Source organism: Ruegeria sp. C10 (assembly GCF_056537805.1).
In genome coordinates this window covers 1,721,161-1,736,449 of the sequence record NZ_JBQFSC010000001.1, presented here as the reverse complement: position 1 = coordinate 1,736,449, position 15,289 = coordinate 1,721,161, and the positions used below count along the sequence as shown (strand labels likewise).

The following is a 15,289-nucleotide window of genomic DNA, read 5'->3' as shown; positions in this document are numbered from 1 at the left end:
ACCCAAACTCTTTCCGCCCTTAGCAGTTCGGGTCATTGCACCTTGTCGCGAGGTCGGCGTTTACATCTTCGCCCGCTATATAGTCGGACCTCTCATCGTATTTGGGTTGTCCGTCACAAGCGAAGGCACGCCGTGCATTCACCATCCAGAAATGCGAAATCGTGCCGTCGGACAATCGCGTCTTTGAGATACGTTCGGCATCCGCATCCCATGGAATGGTCTGCCAATCACCGTTTGAAAACACCTCGATTATAGTAAAAGCATCGGGCGACTGGTTGATCCGTGCAACGCACTGAACGCCCAGGTCCAAAAGCGCCACCAGATAGTTTGGGTACTCCTTTAATAGCCGCTCTTTCTTCTCTTTTAGCGTTGCAGGAATACGCTGATCGTCGGTGCACCAGTCAGGACCGGAATTGCAGGAAGCCTGAGCTGCCCCCGCACAGATCAAGGCAACGCAAAATGCGGTTTCAAAAAATCTCATCATTTCCTCCCGTTTGGATATTCATCCGCAACAGTTTCGCAATTGACGTCTTTGCTCACGCCACCAAGCAAGCGCCCCAAATCAAGGCGCGCTGCGTAGCGGGGACCGGCAGGCCGGAAAATGTCAGTATCTGGTGACAGCGCTACGCCTGTGGGAGCCGGCTCGATCGGATAACTGGCAGGCCGAAACCATGGCCGCTCTTCGACGTAAAGCACGAAAGTCTCACCCGGTACCGGCGTTTCAAGAAGACTCATTTCCCGTGTCCAAAGGCTGATCCAGCCAGCCGGGCTGTCATTTGGCACAAGGTATCCTGCATTCGGGCGACCCAGAGGATCAGTGTCGGATTGATCCAAGCGAACTGGCGTCCTCAAGAGAATACCGCCTGGCCCTTGGCGTTCTCGGAAAACCTCATAGTGCAAACGGGGACGGTCATGCAGTCTTTCATGCGCGAACAAAGCGTCGGCCGCTCCTTCCTCCTTGGCATCCAAAACAGACCGATACGCATCTCGGATCTCTTCGCCTTGATCCTCCGACGGGTCGAAAGCCGACTTGCGGCTCAGTGCAGCCGCCCCGAACAAGCTCAGCGTGAGCCCGCCAGAATCGTTCTGAACCACGATCAAATGACGGCTTGCCATGACGTGCGCCCATTGCGTAACCGGTTCCGAGACTCGCAGGTCTTCTTTTGTATTGGGCTGATATCGGACGAGGCCGAAGCGGACCATCGCCTCAGACAGGACGCCAATATCCAGATCGACATCGACATACCATTCCTCAGTCTCGGGATCGAACAATGGTCGATAACACATGAGACCGACGGTCAATGATTTGCCTGGAACCAATGCACCGACCTCGCGCGCCTGTTCCACAGTTGGCATCAATGCATTCGCCAAATACGTCGCTTTGCGTGGATCACCGTCTTCGCGCTCAAGGTCGCGATGAAATGCATCTGGTCCAATGAAAAGACCAGGGCGGTTCGCTCGGCGCACCTGCCCTGCTCGGAACTCTACTCCGAATTTCTCTAACGGCACCTCACAGGCGAGCCCCTGCAACAACTGCTCGTCGTCCTGACCTGCAATCGGATCGAGTCCCATTCGGGACACAAAGCGCCCACCTGGCCCAAGATCATCATCAATGAAATGCGGTAGGTCCGCCTTTGGCCCCAATTTGCCTGTCATGGGGTCTGGGATGGGAACACCATCGTCGCAGAAGGGTGCTGGGTTAGTTTCGTCAAGATTGGGTGGCCAAAGCACAATGCCCAACTGTTCATCCTCGCCGGAAGAGAACCATTCCCGCGAGAGCCTGATACGCGTGACAATCCGACGGGACTGAAGCAAGCCTTTGTTTTTTCCCCTCTCCTCGATACGCCCATGCCAAGCAAAAACCGGTTCGGGCGTGGGCGGGTCGCATTTGGCAGGACGTTTGGTGGCCGGAAGAATGACTTCGGTCCAATCCCCATCCTTGTACGTCACGGCCTGCGGCAGTGTCTCCGACGTTCTGAAAGCACCGCCGCGAACATAATTCGCCGTATCGAGAAAAGCCGCTGTTCGCCCGAAGACGCGCGGTTTGATCAGGAGTTTCCGCGCCTTGTCGTCGGGGAAGACATGCTTGCGAACGACACGCCATTCGTCTGTCGTTTGTTGGTCAGCGAGAAAGAACGGTCGAAGCGGGAGCGTTGCATCCCCGCCCACTGTCTTCTTTATCTCACGCGACAGGTTTTCGACGCGCAAGAGCGGGAAGGTAACCTCGTCATGCTTTGTGACACCCTTGTCATTGATTGCAAAACCGAAAATATCCTTGCCAGTTCGGTAGAAGACACGTCCGTCGTCCAATTCGAAATTCGGCCAGTCCCCGTCGCGTTTCTTGGGAACGCTCCTACCGCGTTTCGGATCATCGAAGGCTGACGCGCCCGGCAGGATCGCCTGTCCTATCAGTTCAAACCCGTCGACCTGATCGAGCCGAAAACTGATCTGACCATCGAGCGCGAATTCAGTCGCGAGGTGATCAATGGCGTCCTTTCCGATCAATTTCCCGTCGGTTTCCAACCGACTACGTACCGGTCGCAGCACACGCATCCGCGCCGTATCAATCTCTGCAACTTTCTCTTCGAACCTAGGTCCATCCCCGCCTGCTGGAATGCTTGGTATAGTTGGCGTTCGGATCGGTCGGTTTACGGCATGTGTCACCCGGATCGAGCGAACGGAGGCAAGTTCCGGCAGCGGGCGCCTTAACATCATCTGATGAAGTTCCTGGGCGAGTGCCTGAAGCGCCACCTTGGGGGGCGTGATCTCTCCGCCCGGTCCGAAAAAACTGGTATCTGGGTCAGGGGTTGACCCGCCGCAAGCAAGACTGGACAAAGCTTCGGCGATAACTGCGGCGTTGCACGCCATCCCGAGCTTTTCCCTAGCCTCCCTCAGGCACTCATCCCCAGTCTTGTCGCCTACGATACGATCAGCGTAGATCGCGAGCGACTGGATCAATGAAAAATTCCGGCAAAGGTCCTCCGCACTCGGAACGGCCCAGCAATCCAGTTCGTAGTCTTCGCCGGGCGGCAAGGACACCACGATGCGCGACAGCAGGCGGTCGACACCGCCCGTCTCGACACGGACTTTCCGACCGGCCAAGAAAAGGCGAATATGGGCTTGTCCGGTTGCAGGTGTGGTCGCCCGCAGCAAGTCAACGACAACCGGCAACATGCGTGGATACCCAGCCTGAGGTTCGACTGCGACCGGAACAGGGTCGCCGACATAGGTACCCTCCGCAGGATGGCGCAGGGCAAACACAAGCTGCGAAGCCATGGGATCGGGGTAGTAGCGTCCGTCTGCTTCGGTAACGGTGACATCCAGAACTGCGTCGCCCGCGCCGTCACTATCGGCGTCGTTAGGATCATACGGATACCGCCGATTGACCAGATAGGCTTCGCTGTTGAAGCCACGCATTATTGCGCTTCCAACCGTCGGGAACCCCCCCTCATCCGTCTTTGACGCGCGCGGGATCAAACCCTGCGGTTTTCGCGAAAATTGTAGCTGATCGAACACGCCATGCCGTGTGGCTTCTTCGAAACTTACCTGCGGCGGCAACAGAATGCGCCGGGCCGACCTTGGTCTTTCCCGGTTGAGCAATTCTTTCAAGGCTGGAGCCCTTCGTTCGTCCCGAGTGAGATCGATCGACCTGACCAACATGTTGAGTGAGTGCTCCGGTCCCATTGGCAGGTTCAGCTTTTGGGCGTCGCCCCGCAGCATCAAAACAGTCGGTACGTCCAGTCGCGACTGACGAAGAAAGCGAAAATATGGCCGTGCGTCATTCTGGTTGGGCGGGTAGGGCGTATCCAACTGATCGTCAGCCAGCGCATTGACAGGAACGGCCGCACCGCCGGAAAACACCTGCCGCATCTTGAAGCGATAGGCGCAGCCATAGCGGAGGGGCGGCGGCAACAACGTATCGTTAAAATCGTCAGAATTCGGCAGGCTGATCGTCCGTCCGAATCGTAAGCCGGCTTCGGAAACGTATCCCGGTCGCGATGCGCTATCGGCCCCCATCGGATCGCCGTTCCATTGTGCGATGGCCTCTTCCATCACCACGTCCACGGGCTGTTTGTTCTCGCCGTCCATCTCGTCTGTCGCGATCAACCGTGCCGGAACGGTCTGCATGGCACTGTCAAGGCTCACGCGCAGTTCACTTTTGAACCGGCCCGCGATCCTTGGCAGCTTCCGATTCACAAAACGCCGGGTATTTGGATCGCCAGAAGTCCCGTAATCGACGACGCGTCCTGTTAACGACCGCCATTCTGTCACGATTTCAGAGCTGCCATCCCTATTCTTGACCGGCACACCTACATCTAACCGTGCACCGACAGTTAGATCAGCAGCGTCTAGGACCAATTGCTTTTGTGCCCCGCAAACGGCGAGATTTGATTTGATCGATGCACCGGCCAGCCTGGCAAGATCACTGCCGGCCGGAAAGTTCACCTCGGACTTAGCAATACTCGCTGCAAGATTGAGCGTGGATTGCTGGAGAACACCGCGGTCTAGCAGGGCGAGGCCGGATGTCTGAAGACTGGACGCCTCGCACAGGTCTTCCCAAAGACCGGCTTTCGCCCATTTCTCGTTGTCCTTGTCACCATCTTTGGTCTTTCTATCCTCGGCGGAGACTGCCAGCATGTTTGCGCGCCTAAGTTGGCGGCGCTGACACTCAAGTTCAGTTGCTGTTCTGATGTCGAGACTGGTGAGGTCATAGCGCAACCGATCCGGTGCTTCAGGGTCAACCGGCACCCCCATGCGAAAATGTCCGTCACGTTCTGGCGACGTCTCCTCGCACTCCCATTCTGTTTCTGAGGCTGGGTAAAACCAACTTCTTGCGCGTTCTAGCTTTGCAAGGGTTAGCGGCAGCGCGCGAAAACTGCGCTCCTCGTCTCCGCAAGAAGGATCGGGACAGGACACAAGGACGAAGCCGTCGTTGACCGCAGGAGTTTTGCCTTCAATCTCATCAAGATCGATACGAACATCGATAGCGAGGCCGAACAGCCGTGCAAGTGCAGGTGTCGACTGCAAGGTGAAGAATGCGCGCTCAGCGGCGGCAAGGACCGGGTTTGCCTCTTCATGAACCCGTTTTGGCGCTTCTCCTGGGGCCGTATCAGCATATTCCGACCAACTGGCGTATGCCGCGATTTCCTCCGCCCTCTCGAACGTGCTCTCGGCGTCATCGCCGGCAACAAACGCTTTCGGCAACTCGACCCCAGATGGACGTGCAGAGCGGACACATTTCTGATCTTCTGCCGCGTCGGCGGCAGACTTTAGCGTTTTGGTCACAGATTTGGACGCGCCGACGACTTTTTCCCGCAAGGCCTTATGTTTCGCGATGGCTGCGTCCCGGCGCTTGGTTTTGACGATTTTTTCAGGAACAATCTCGTCCGTGGGCGGCACATGCGTTTCAGTGAGCGTTTCGGCGAGACGCTTCAAACGGGCTAGTTCCGCAGCGCAACGCACGTCCCCACCTTGCTCCGCTTCCGCATAGGAGATCAGAAGCTCCTCGACCCTTTGGAATTCGATGGAAACCGAAAGGTCCGAATGTGGCACGGCAGCCATCGCTTGCACGGCACGTTCTGCGTTGGGCTCAATCTTGATTTTGAGTTGCCCGTCGTTCCCGTAAAGACGTTCGTCCTTTTTGGTCTGCTCTTCAGCGTTCAACGGCGCAGCGGCTGCTGTCGTTTGGTCCAGAGCAGTCGGATTCGCCGCAGAGCCGCCCAAGGAAGCGTCGATCTGTTTGGCAAGCGCGAGCCATTCGGTTTCATCCCCCTCGAACAAATTTCGAAGCCAGATCCGGCGCAGCTCTTCCAACTCCGTCGCGCTGAATGTGCCGGCAGCGCGCCAGGCGTCTGCTTGTACCTGACAAGATGTCCCACACTTACTGATATCGATTGGCACATTCCCGGAATCGATCCCGAAAATGGCCAGTGGAATCTTGAAATCGCTTCCCGCAAGTTTCTCAAATACATTCTTTGGCCAGCTTTGGAGCGTGTAACCCGTGGGAATATCCCCGCTTTCTCCGGACAGTTCGGGTGTCAGAAGCACCGTGGCGCGAAGGAACCTTCTGCCTCGGGAACGAACAATTCCGTTGGGGACAACCCGCGCGTAAGGGCGCGCGTAGATTGGGGTTGTGTCGACTTCTTTTACAATATTAGTTGCAAAATCACGCGCCATCAGAACAAATCCTCACACTCCATCGTCATGTCATAATATTTGCGGTGATCCCGCCAGTTGCCGTTGGGCGGATCGACCTGCACCTTGATGACCGGGTCCCGAACTGTGACAACTTCGACGAACTCATTTTCGCTTTGGAGCGAAGCAAGCTGCACACCATCATGGAGTGCGCGCCGTAGGGTCCGAAGCGATGGGTGCAGGCTTGCCTGCTGCGTCGGTTGGAATCCCTTTCCTTCCTTTTTCCAGACCTGAACGGAGAACTCGAAGTCCTTGATCCCCATCGAGAATGAGAAGGTGAACACCGCCTCACCCGACATGTCCCCGTTAACCATGCCAAGCCGGACATATAGGGAGGATGAAAAGCTAAATATCCAAATATTCGCACTTCCGCCCGCAAAGAAAGTGCCTGATATTTCAGTGACCTTTCCAACATCCGGCAAAGATGTCTGGCGGACATAGATGCCTGCCATGATTCGTCCCTGACCGGTGAGCGGACCGAAGGCAAAGGCCCCGGCGCCACCGAATTCAAACGATGCCTCGAAGCCAACGATGCCTTTTGTATTGGCCTCGATTGCGAAGAACCCGGAGCCACCATACGGCGCGATCGACACGGTGAAAGGTGAGCGCCTGCGGGAGAGCGAGGCCCCAAACCGCGCGTCCGCCCCATCGAAAGGCAACCGGGCGCTGGCGGTTATCGCAACATTAAAGAACGACGCCGTGCCGATAGATATCGTCGTCGAAGGCAGAGCGTATCCTGCCTTCAAACCCAAAGGTGAGATTGTCGGCTCGATGAAGAAGCCGCTGTCGCTTGAGAGCGTGAAGTAGGAGGCAAGCTGCTGAACGAATTCAAGCTCCTTGCCGATCTCAAAATCCACGAAGTCGACTTTGAATACTGGGTCCCGCCCATCCTCCGTGATAAACCTCGCGCCCGCGAATATCAGTTTCACGGCTTTGAAGTCGCCCACGAGATTGATGTCGAATGGACCAAGCGATCCTACCGCCTTTGCCGAAACAGACGGCGGCGCGAATTGGGGGCCGCCGTTGCCGATGCCGTCCGATACACCTGAGATTGTGTTGGAGAAGTCGATGACGATGGTGGCGTCGACTCGGAACTTGGACTTGTTTCGTGGTTCGAAGATGCCCGCTGTGGCCTTTTTCATATTCTCGGACAGCTCGGTGCCAAAGCCGTAACTCATCTCGATTTTCGATGGCACGAGTTCCAGAATGTGTTCCTCGATCTGGTCACGGACGACGTCGAGCGCAATCTCGTCCAGAAGCTGGCCCTTAAGAAGCTGGCCGAGGACTTCGGCAAGCCCTGTGAAGATCGCAACTGGCGCAGCTTCCCCATCAACCCAGCCTTGAATGAACGCGCGAAGGAACTCTCGATTGGCGGGATCAGAGATGGGTTTGGCAGTTGGTTCGAAAGCCGTCGCCAGTCCGTTGGTTGCCCAGGTCAACCTGTCAGTTGAAATACCGCCGACCACGACTTGCGGTTGCAGTTTGTCGCTCAGATCCTGAAGAAGGCCTTGTTCGTCCTTGATCGCGTCGAGAATGATTTGGCGGAGCGCTACGAGTCCAACGTAGACTTCGTGGACAAGGCCACGCGGTTGCTCTTTGGCACCCGGAGCCGTACCAAGAACACTACCGAGGTTCGGCATGTCTGCGGCTGGCGTGAGGCGTTCCGGCAAGGGGTCAGACGGGTCCAACCCAAGCGAATTTGCCGTAATAGAGTTCGGCAAAACGCCACCGATCGAAGCTCGGGTAAAATCATCGGCACGCGCGTAAATTTCGCCGACCGCATAGCCGAGGATATCTTCGCCGATACTGGCAAGAGATTTCACGGCGGCTTCGATTCCCTCTTCTTCGAGCTTGATGAACGCGTCGGCTTGATCGTTGATCCATTGTGTTGCGGCGGCGACGACCTCCTCGCGCGCGACGGCGGGCAATGCGGTCCGCTCAGCCGACTGGGCGAGATCAGTATCAATGTCTTCAAATATCTTCTGCAGCTCCTTGACTGCCTCGAAGCCGGTCTTGCCTTTGGGATATTTGTCGAGTTCCATCGAAAGGGCTTCCAGCGCCTTTCTGCTATCCTCGGCATCGCCTTTCAGTTTGGTGAAATCGATCTTGTCGATTGTCTCGGCCAGCAATTGCCGCTTGATGACGGCCTCTTGTCCGTTATCGTTTGGCGGTGGACGGAGTGCCTCGATCTCAGCAATGGCCACGTTCAAGGCTGTCTCGACTTCGGCGGCAGTCTTCGCCAACTGAGCGACAATCGGATTCAGAAGCCCGACGAGCCTTGTGGCGGCGTCCTCGGCAATTTGCTCGAACTCCTCCGTCAGGTCCTTGAACTCGTTGACGATGGTCTCCACGCGATTGCCGCCATCATCCTTGTCAAGCTGGATCAGGACGTTGAGACCTTGGACAATTCCGGCAAGTGCCAGAACCTTGTCGATATGGTCTTCCTTCAAGAAATTCCCGATGGCATCGACAATCGACTTGAAGTGAACCACCAGCGATTTGAGGAGTTCCTGCCGCCCTTTCATGAAGCTGTCGATTTGCCGGGTCGCCGGTGCAAGCTTGTTCTCTTTCAGAAGCACGCCGATCTTACAGAAGTCGCCAAGCTGCCCAAGAGCCTGCTGCACACTTGCGTCCAAAGCGTGGACCGCAAGCGCATCGTTATAGAGATCGCAAAACGCCTCTCCCGCCGCATCGCGTGTCTCTGTGAGTTCCCTCTTCAGGACGTTTGCAAAATCGACGAAGCTCTTCACACAGTCCGCAACTTCTTGCTTGCCACTTGGAACGAAGTTCTCGGCCTTGTCGTTCACCTTCTCGGCGATGTCGGCAATGTCGACGTCTTCCAGTTTCTCCAATGTCTCGGCAATATTGCCGTGGGCCTCGTGGATCGTCTTGCAAAGGTCGGGATCACCGCCTGCTGGTGGCGTGATCGAGATCTGTCCGCTCTCGTAGACGCAGAGATTATCCACTTCGGGGTCAAGCGTCAGCTCTTCGATCCGGCAGTATGCGAGCTTCTTGAGGTCGAGAGATTTGCCGATTTTGTCGAGGAGCGTCGTCCACCCGGTGAATGTACAATACTCCTCAACATTGAAATCCAGACGGCCGGTAAAGACTTCAATAAAGGCTATCAATCGGTTGGCCACAACATCGAGCCGCTCGGGTTCATCCTCTATAGTCTTCTTAAGCGCCTGCGCCGCAGTGTATGCGTTCTTCAAGCGCTCAAACTCGGTGCGCCACATCTCGGTCATGGCAGGCGGCAGGTCAGCGTTGATGAACAAGCGCGCGAGGAAGGACCGGCCTTGATCCTGCAAACCGTACATCGCCTTCAGCGAGGCCAGCTGACGGGCAAGGTCATTCGGCAACGTGCCGGCGAATTCCGCCTTCGCGACTACGATGGCTGTGTCGATCCGCCGTTTGAGCGCTTCACCTAGTTTCTTGGCGAGTATGGCGAACTCTTCCTTGAAGACGTCTTCAATCTTCTTCGGTGTCGGTGGTGCAGCGGGAGGCAAGAGCTTTGCAAGCACATTCTCGATGAACTCGCGGACGGCGTCTTGGACGGTCCGTTTGCGCAGCATTAGTGCTTGGCGAATACGCTGCAAAACTGCGTCGTCGACGCCGGTAATGCTGTCCGGGAACGGGATGGCAAACCAGGGGAACGGGTCGTTGGCGCCACCTGGACCGACGATCAGCAGGGCGAGTTCCTGCGGCAGGTTGGACGGATCGAAGGGTCCCAGAATCTCCGCGACGCCATCCGAGATGACTTTGGAGATATCTAGGTTCGCGCCACTGATCAGGTCGACACGGCTGATCAGCGTATCCGCGAATTTCTGAACCGGGTTAGCAGCTGTAACCCTTATCGCATTCAGGAAACGCTGGCCCGCCTCGTAGACCTCCGAACAGGCAAAGGTGAACTCCAGCGGGTCCTCGGTCCCAATAGCCTTGTCGATTGCGGCGCGGAGTGATTGAAGCCCGCGCCAAAGCTCGGGAAAGACCTCTTGAAGCGTCACTGAGGGAATGAGCGTCCCGCTGGCGGATTGCAACTGAGAAAGCCCTGTATCGAGTCCGGCCCAATGTTCCTGAACCGTGTCAAGCGCACCTTTCAGAGGGCGAAGCACCTTGTCTTTAACGAACTCCTGCGCGTTCTGAGCCGCTTCTTCTGCATCTGCGGCTGCGCCGGCCACCTGCCCTGCCCCGTACTGGATCATTTCCGCAAGTTCCGGTGCACCGGTCGACGGGTCTTCGAGAAACTCCTCTGTGATGAATTTGAAGAGGTCCTTGATACTGACGAGACCCAGTATTTTCGCGTCGCTTGAAAACAGGTTCTCATAAAGCTCCCGCGCCTTTCGGAGTGCTTCCGTGACATCGTCTTCAGGGTTTTGGTTAGCCCCCGGAACTGCCGGTACCGCTGCAACCGGTTTGGCCGCAATCTCGGCTTTCGGTGGGACGTTGTATTCCGCGGCAAGGCTTGGGCGTTGGACAGACACGTTGTCGGCGCCGGGCGTCGGGGTTGGGATTATCACCCAGTCATTTTCATCACCGTCGAAGTTCGTGACTGCCCCTTTCGACCTCGAGAGTGCCACGATATGCCCGTCCGGGCGGAACACAGCGCCAGAGTTATCCCCTTTGTCCCCCATGCTTTGCGCTTGTGGTGTCAGAACGCGTAAGAAAAGCTGCATTCCGTTTCCGACTTCTTTGGCCGCCTCGGCAATGGCTGCCAGCGCTTCGCTATTCTCTGTACCTTCCTCACCGGGGCGATAGAGTGGCAAGCCGTTCTTGATGTAGCGGCCGTCGAAACTGGCGATAACCGAGGTGTCGGGGACGCGTCCTGTGAGGCGTTCGTTCTGGCGCAGACGGATGTGACATGTATCAATCGCCGGATAGAACGGAGGCTGGTCTACACCCTGCAAGACAGGCGTGAACCGGAAACTGGTGTTGCGGAAGTCCACGTTCCTAATATCGGCGTTCGCGTCGTCGCCCTTGCGCTCACGCGGCACGGACCGCTCACGACCTTCGGCCATCAGCGTCCAGGCATTTGTCTCGATACTTGCGGAGCCACTCTCAAGCTCCGGCGCGTACCGCATTTTTGCGCCGCCAAACCGCAAAGTTCGCATATGTTTGATCGGATTTATGACATCGGAGCGCGTCGGAACGTCACCATCAGCCGGGGTAACGTCGGTCGGTTTCAACTTCACGTCCGGTGTTTCAATCTCATTGTAACGTCGAACCAGAATTTCCAGTGCGGCTTCGTCGTTGGCGGCTGTATTATCGACGAAGATCAGCGGCAGATCGGCAAACTGCCCGCCGATATTCATTTCAAACCGCACCTCAGTTCCCGGAAGCGCCGTCAAGCTGGGCCAGAAGGCGAGTCCAGGCCGAGGTCCGATATCAACACGCCCGCCGCCTTCATACGGGTCGGCAATATCAGGGGTGACGGTGGTCAGAAGCGTGACTTGATCGGCAGGGAAGGCTCTTCCATCATTCGCCTGCCCCACCGCTGGGTAGACCTTTTCCGGCTTCGTGCACCGTACGAACATACGCTGCCGAAGATAGGCGCGAATTTGTTCCGGTTGCAGCCGATCTCGATAGAAGGTCCGCTCGGTTACCTTGACGAGAGCGGCTCTGTGACCAAGCGGGAACAGAAATCCTTTGTAGACCACTTCAGTCGAGACATCCCTCCCTAGAGCGGTCCATTGTGTCCACTTTTCCACCGTGAGGGCATCGAACAGTGCGCCACCGTCCAACCGTCTCGCAGAGACCGGCGGAACGAAAGAGGTGTCGGCGCGCAAGGACCCGCCAAGGCTTGTCAGCGCCAGTTCGGTGACATTGAGTGTAGGCGGGATGTAAATCGCGGAACCTGGCAAAAGGTCGCCCAGGACGTGGCGAGGGTCCGGTTCGCTTTGACCAGAATTCGCAACAAGCTCACCCGTCGCCTTTCGTCGTCCGGTTACAGGGAGACCGAAGGCCGAGCTCAGCACGACGAGTTGGTGCCGGTCATTCGCGGACAGTGCCGCACGGAAAGCGCGTGCACGTTTGAGGATCTGCTTCTCCTGATCGACCGTCAGCCCGAGGCGGACGCACATGCGTCGGACGATGTCGGGCAACACCGCAGGCTTTTCCTCCGCCGAGGCAGCAAGAACAGCGGCGCAATAGGTTTCGTCGCTGGCGTAATCACCAGGTTCTATCTTCGTCGTTTTTTTGGGGTCGATTTCGAGTTCTTTGAACTCGTCTGAATTGATCGCTCGTGCACGCTCCATCAAATGTCTCGGGCCTATGCCTTCGGCATGGGTTTCCGCGCGCATCAACATCCAGGGGGCAATATTGCCGGCTGGAGGCGGGCCATACCCCGGCAATCGCGCGTAAGAAACATCGAGGTTTCTGCCAGCATCGTCGGCGGCCCCGGTCCATAAGAAACTCGATCGAAAGTCCGGAGATGCCACAGCTCGGATGCCTGGATCAATACCGCCCGTGAAAAGGCGCGCGCTGAACAACGGACGTAAATCACAATTCGGATCAACGCGTGAAATTTTGTCCGCTGATACAGGTATGTCAGAATAGACCGAGTTGAAAACACGCTTCCGAGATAGAAAAACTGCGCGATCAGATGGCGACAGGATCAATCGGGCGGGAAGTTCAATGCTCGTCTCAAGCGCCTGAGGTGAGCGCATGACACCGCGGACATCTTCAAGCCGGTCAAGCGAATTGACGTTTACTCGGAACCCGAGCGCGTCCAGTTTCGCCCCAGCGGACAGGTCCTCCGTTCGCTCACTTCGCGGATCAAGGCGACCACCGGTTCCGGGCTTCCAAACGGTTGCCGCACGGCGGGTCACTGCAAGCTCCATGGACGCCCAGTTCGTCAGTGCAGACAGGGAGAAATCCATCCGCGACTTGCCGAGTTGATTCTCCTCATCGACAGGCTGGTCGAGGCGAGAATGCGTCACACGCTCAACGGCGACGCTGTCACGACAGGTGATCTTGAACGCCAGTCGCGACGGCTCGGAGACACGCGCTTCGGCAAGACCGCCCGGAGACACTGAACCGGCCAAACGGGCGGCAATGCGCCCTATTAGCGTGGCATCGGCATTCAAAAGATGCCCGGAAATATCCTTTGCCCATGCGCGACTTGGAACGGCGCTTGGCGTGGGCTTTACGCTCAGGTCGACAAAACTGAAATTGAGCGCGAACTCAATGTTTTGCGTTTCCAGAGGCAGTGCGGCGGTTTGCTCAAGCTCCTTGATCGCCTCCTCACGCCAAAACTCGCGAACCAGCGCGTAACGCGGCACGGCAGATGCAATCTGCCGTTCCAGCGCCATGGCCGCGTCAAAATCAGTGCTGAACGCTTGGGTCTCGCGGGTCTTTTGGAATGACAAAATGCGATTGGCCGCGACACGCGCTTCGTGCAACAGTTTCTGTAGCGCGGCACTTACATCAGTATTCTTGATTGTCCTCGCCACTTCGCGCGCGATGGCAGATGCCTGCGGGTCCATCGCGAGATCGCCTATGTAGGTCAGTTGATCCTCCGGCATTTGCCGCTTTGTTAGGACAGTCTTGAACCCGAGGTCGACGGTTGCCCCGTCGTTGAAAGCCTGGGCGGTTGTGCGAAAACGATCGGCAAAAACCTCCATTTCGCCGTGCTTGTCTTTCGCAATCTTGCGTTTGAGCACCTCCTTTCGGAAGCTGATGCGTTTGTCGATACGAAGACGCGACAGTGCCAGCAAAACGTCGTCTGTGACGAACGGATCGATTTCCTTGCAGCCGTCAAGACTTGAGCAGGTGGGCGTGTATGCGGACCAATCCCAAGCGTCCCCGTCCGGGATAAGCTGGAGAAGCTCTGCCTCCTTTTCTGCTTCACTGACAGGGTCTTCGCGAGCGACGTCCGGGGGATTTGGATCCTTTGGATGGAAGAAGGCTTGCTCCAGAAGGTGTTGAGGCGGAAACTCGACAACCAACGTCGGACGATTGTCGAGAATGTCGGGGGATCTCGCATTCTCTCCCGGTCGTGCAATCACCATGCACTCGTTGGTGAGCCCCACGATCTCATGCGCGTCTCCGACGAACTCGAGCGCAAGCCCCGCAAACCGAAAGTTCAGGTTTAAGAGGTCCCAGGCCCGGGCGGCCTTCAGCTTCGCCAGGCTCAAATCGATCCGGCACCACGCGCCGTCGGCCGTCGCGCCCCGGTCGAGAACATAGTAGCTGCCACCAATCGGCTCCGAAAACCCGCTGCGGTGGTAGAGAAGTTGGAAAGCAGCATGTTCAAATGTCAGTCGACTGAAGTGCGCGTCCTTGAGCGCAAAGCCGGCTTCTATCAGTTCCAGCGCAATCTCAGCCCATTCCAGAGTGACTCTAGAAGTTGTGCCCGACCCGGTCGCAAACATTGAATATCGCACCGGCAGGCCTGCGCGATCCCGGAAAATTGATCCGTAAGCGGGACCCTCGGAGGGAACGTCACTCGCGGGTGGAGTGTCAACGATCAGCGAACCGAGCGGCGTTTCAAGTCTACGGGCCCTACGCGCACTATGCGTGGCACCGAACGTAACATCATTGCGGAACAAGAAGGGATCGCGGGTCGGACGGTCGCTGCTCCGAAGTCGAGAGATCCGTCGCAAAGCGCCGGACAGGCCAGGCAACGGACCCACGGCGTCCACTCCTATCGACAGATCGGTCGTCCAGTCCCCCAAGACATAAAGCGTGGCTTCGCGCGGCATTTTGGATTGAACGGTTTCGCCATCGCGTTCGTCTGCTCGCAAAACAATCTCGTCGTATGGCTGGCCGGCGTCTCGTGACTTCGGGTCGATTTGATTCTTTGGATCGATTTGGTACGTAAGTCCGATCTTTGGCAAAGCACCGGAGCCAAAGGTGAGCTTGCGTGTCTCGCCCACCTCTCGCTCCGGCTCTGAGAATTTGCCAAGCGCAACGACCGCGCCGCCTGGCACACCATCAAGACTGGCCTCCAACCGCCGCAAATCAGATGCTGGGACCGGGTCATTCGTTATTGGCCGCGTGACACTTGTCGAAGGCAGAGCCCAACCCATTTGCAACGTCGAAAATCGCAAATCAGAGTGACCGGCAGCAAGGGGAGCTGTCCCAAGGTCCCGCTCCT

The 15,289-nt window shown here is 57.1% G+C and carries 3 protein-coding genes; all 3 read right to left on the bottom strand.

All coding sequences use genetic code 11. The features are described 5' to 3' along the window. Positions 1-19 precede the first annotated feature (19 nt). Genes ACR0DE_RS08265 through ACR0DE_RS08255 form a run of 3 tightly spaced genes read right to left on the bottom strand, consistent with a single transcriptional unit; the run spans position 20 to position 15,068 of the window. A complete protein-coding gene (locus ACR0DE_RS08265; protein WP_480752526.1) occupies positions 20-481 on the bottom strand; it encodes a hypothetical protein in 462 nt (153 codons plus the stop codon). After that, positions 481-6,177 carry a hypothetical protein gene (locus ACR0DE_RS08260; RefSeq protein WP_480752524.1) on the bottom strand — a complete coding sequence of 1,899 codons (5,697 nt, stop codon included), beginning with the start codon at positions 6,175-6,177 and terminating at the stop codon, positions 481-483. Before ACR0DE_RS08260 ends, ACR0DE_RS08265 begins: the two co-directional genes overlap by 1 nt. Beyond that, positions 6,177-15,068, bottom strand: coding sequence for a hypothetical protein (locus ACR0DE_RS08255; RefSeq protein ID WP_480752522.1), 8,892 nt, complete (start codon positions 15,066-15,068; stop codon positions 6,177-6,179). The genes ACR0DE_RS08260 and ACR0DE_RS08255 overlap by 1 nt, the downstream gene beginning before the upstream one ends. Positions 15,069-15,289 lie beyond the last annotated feature (221 nt).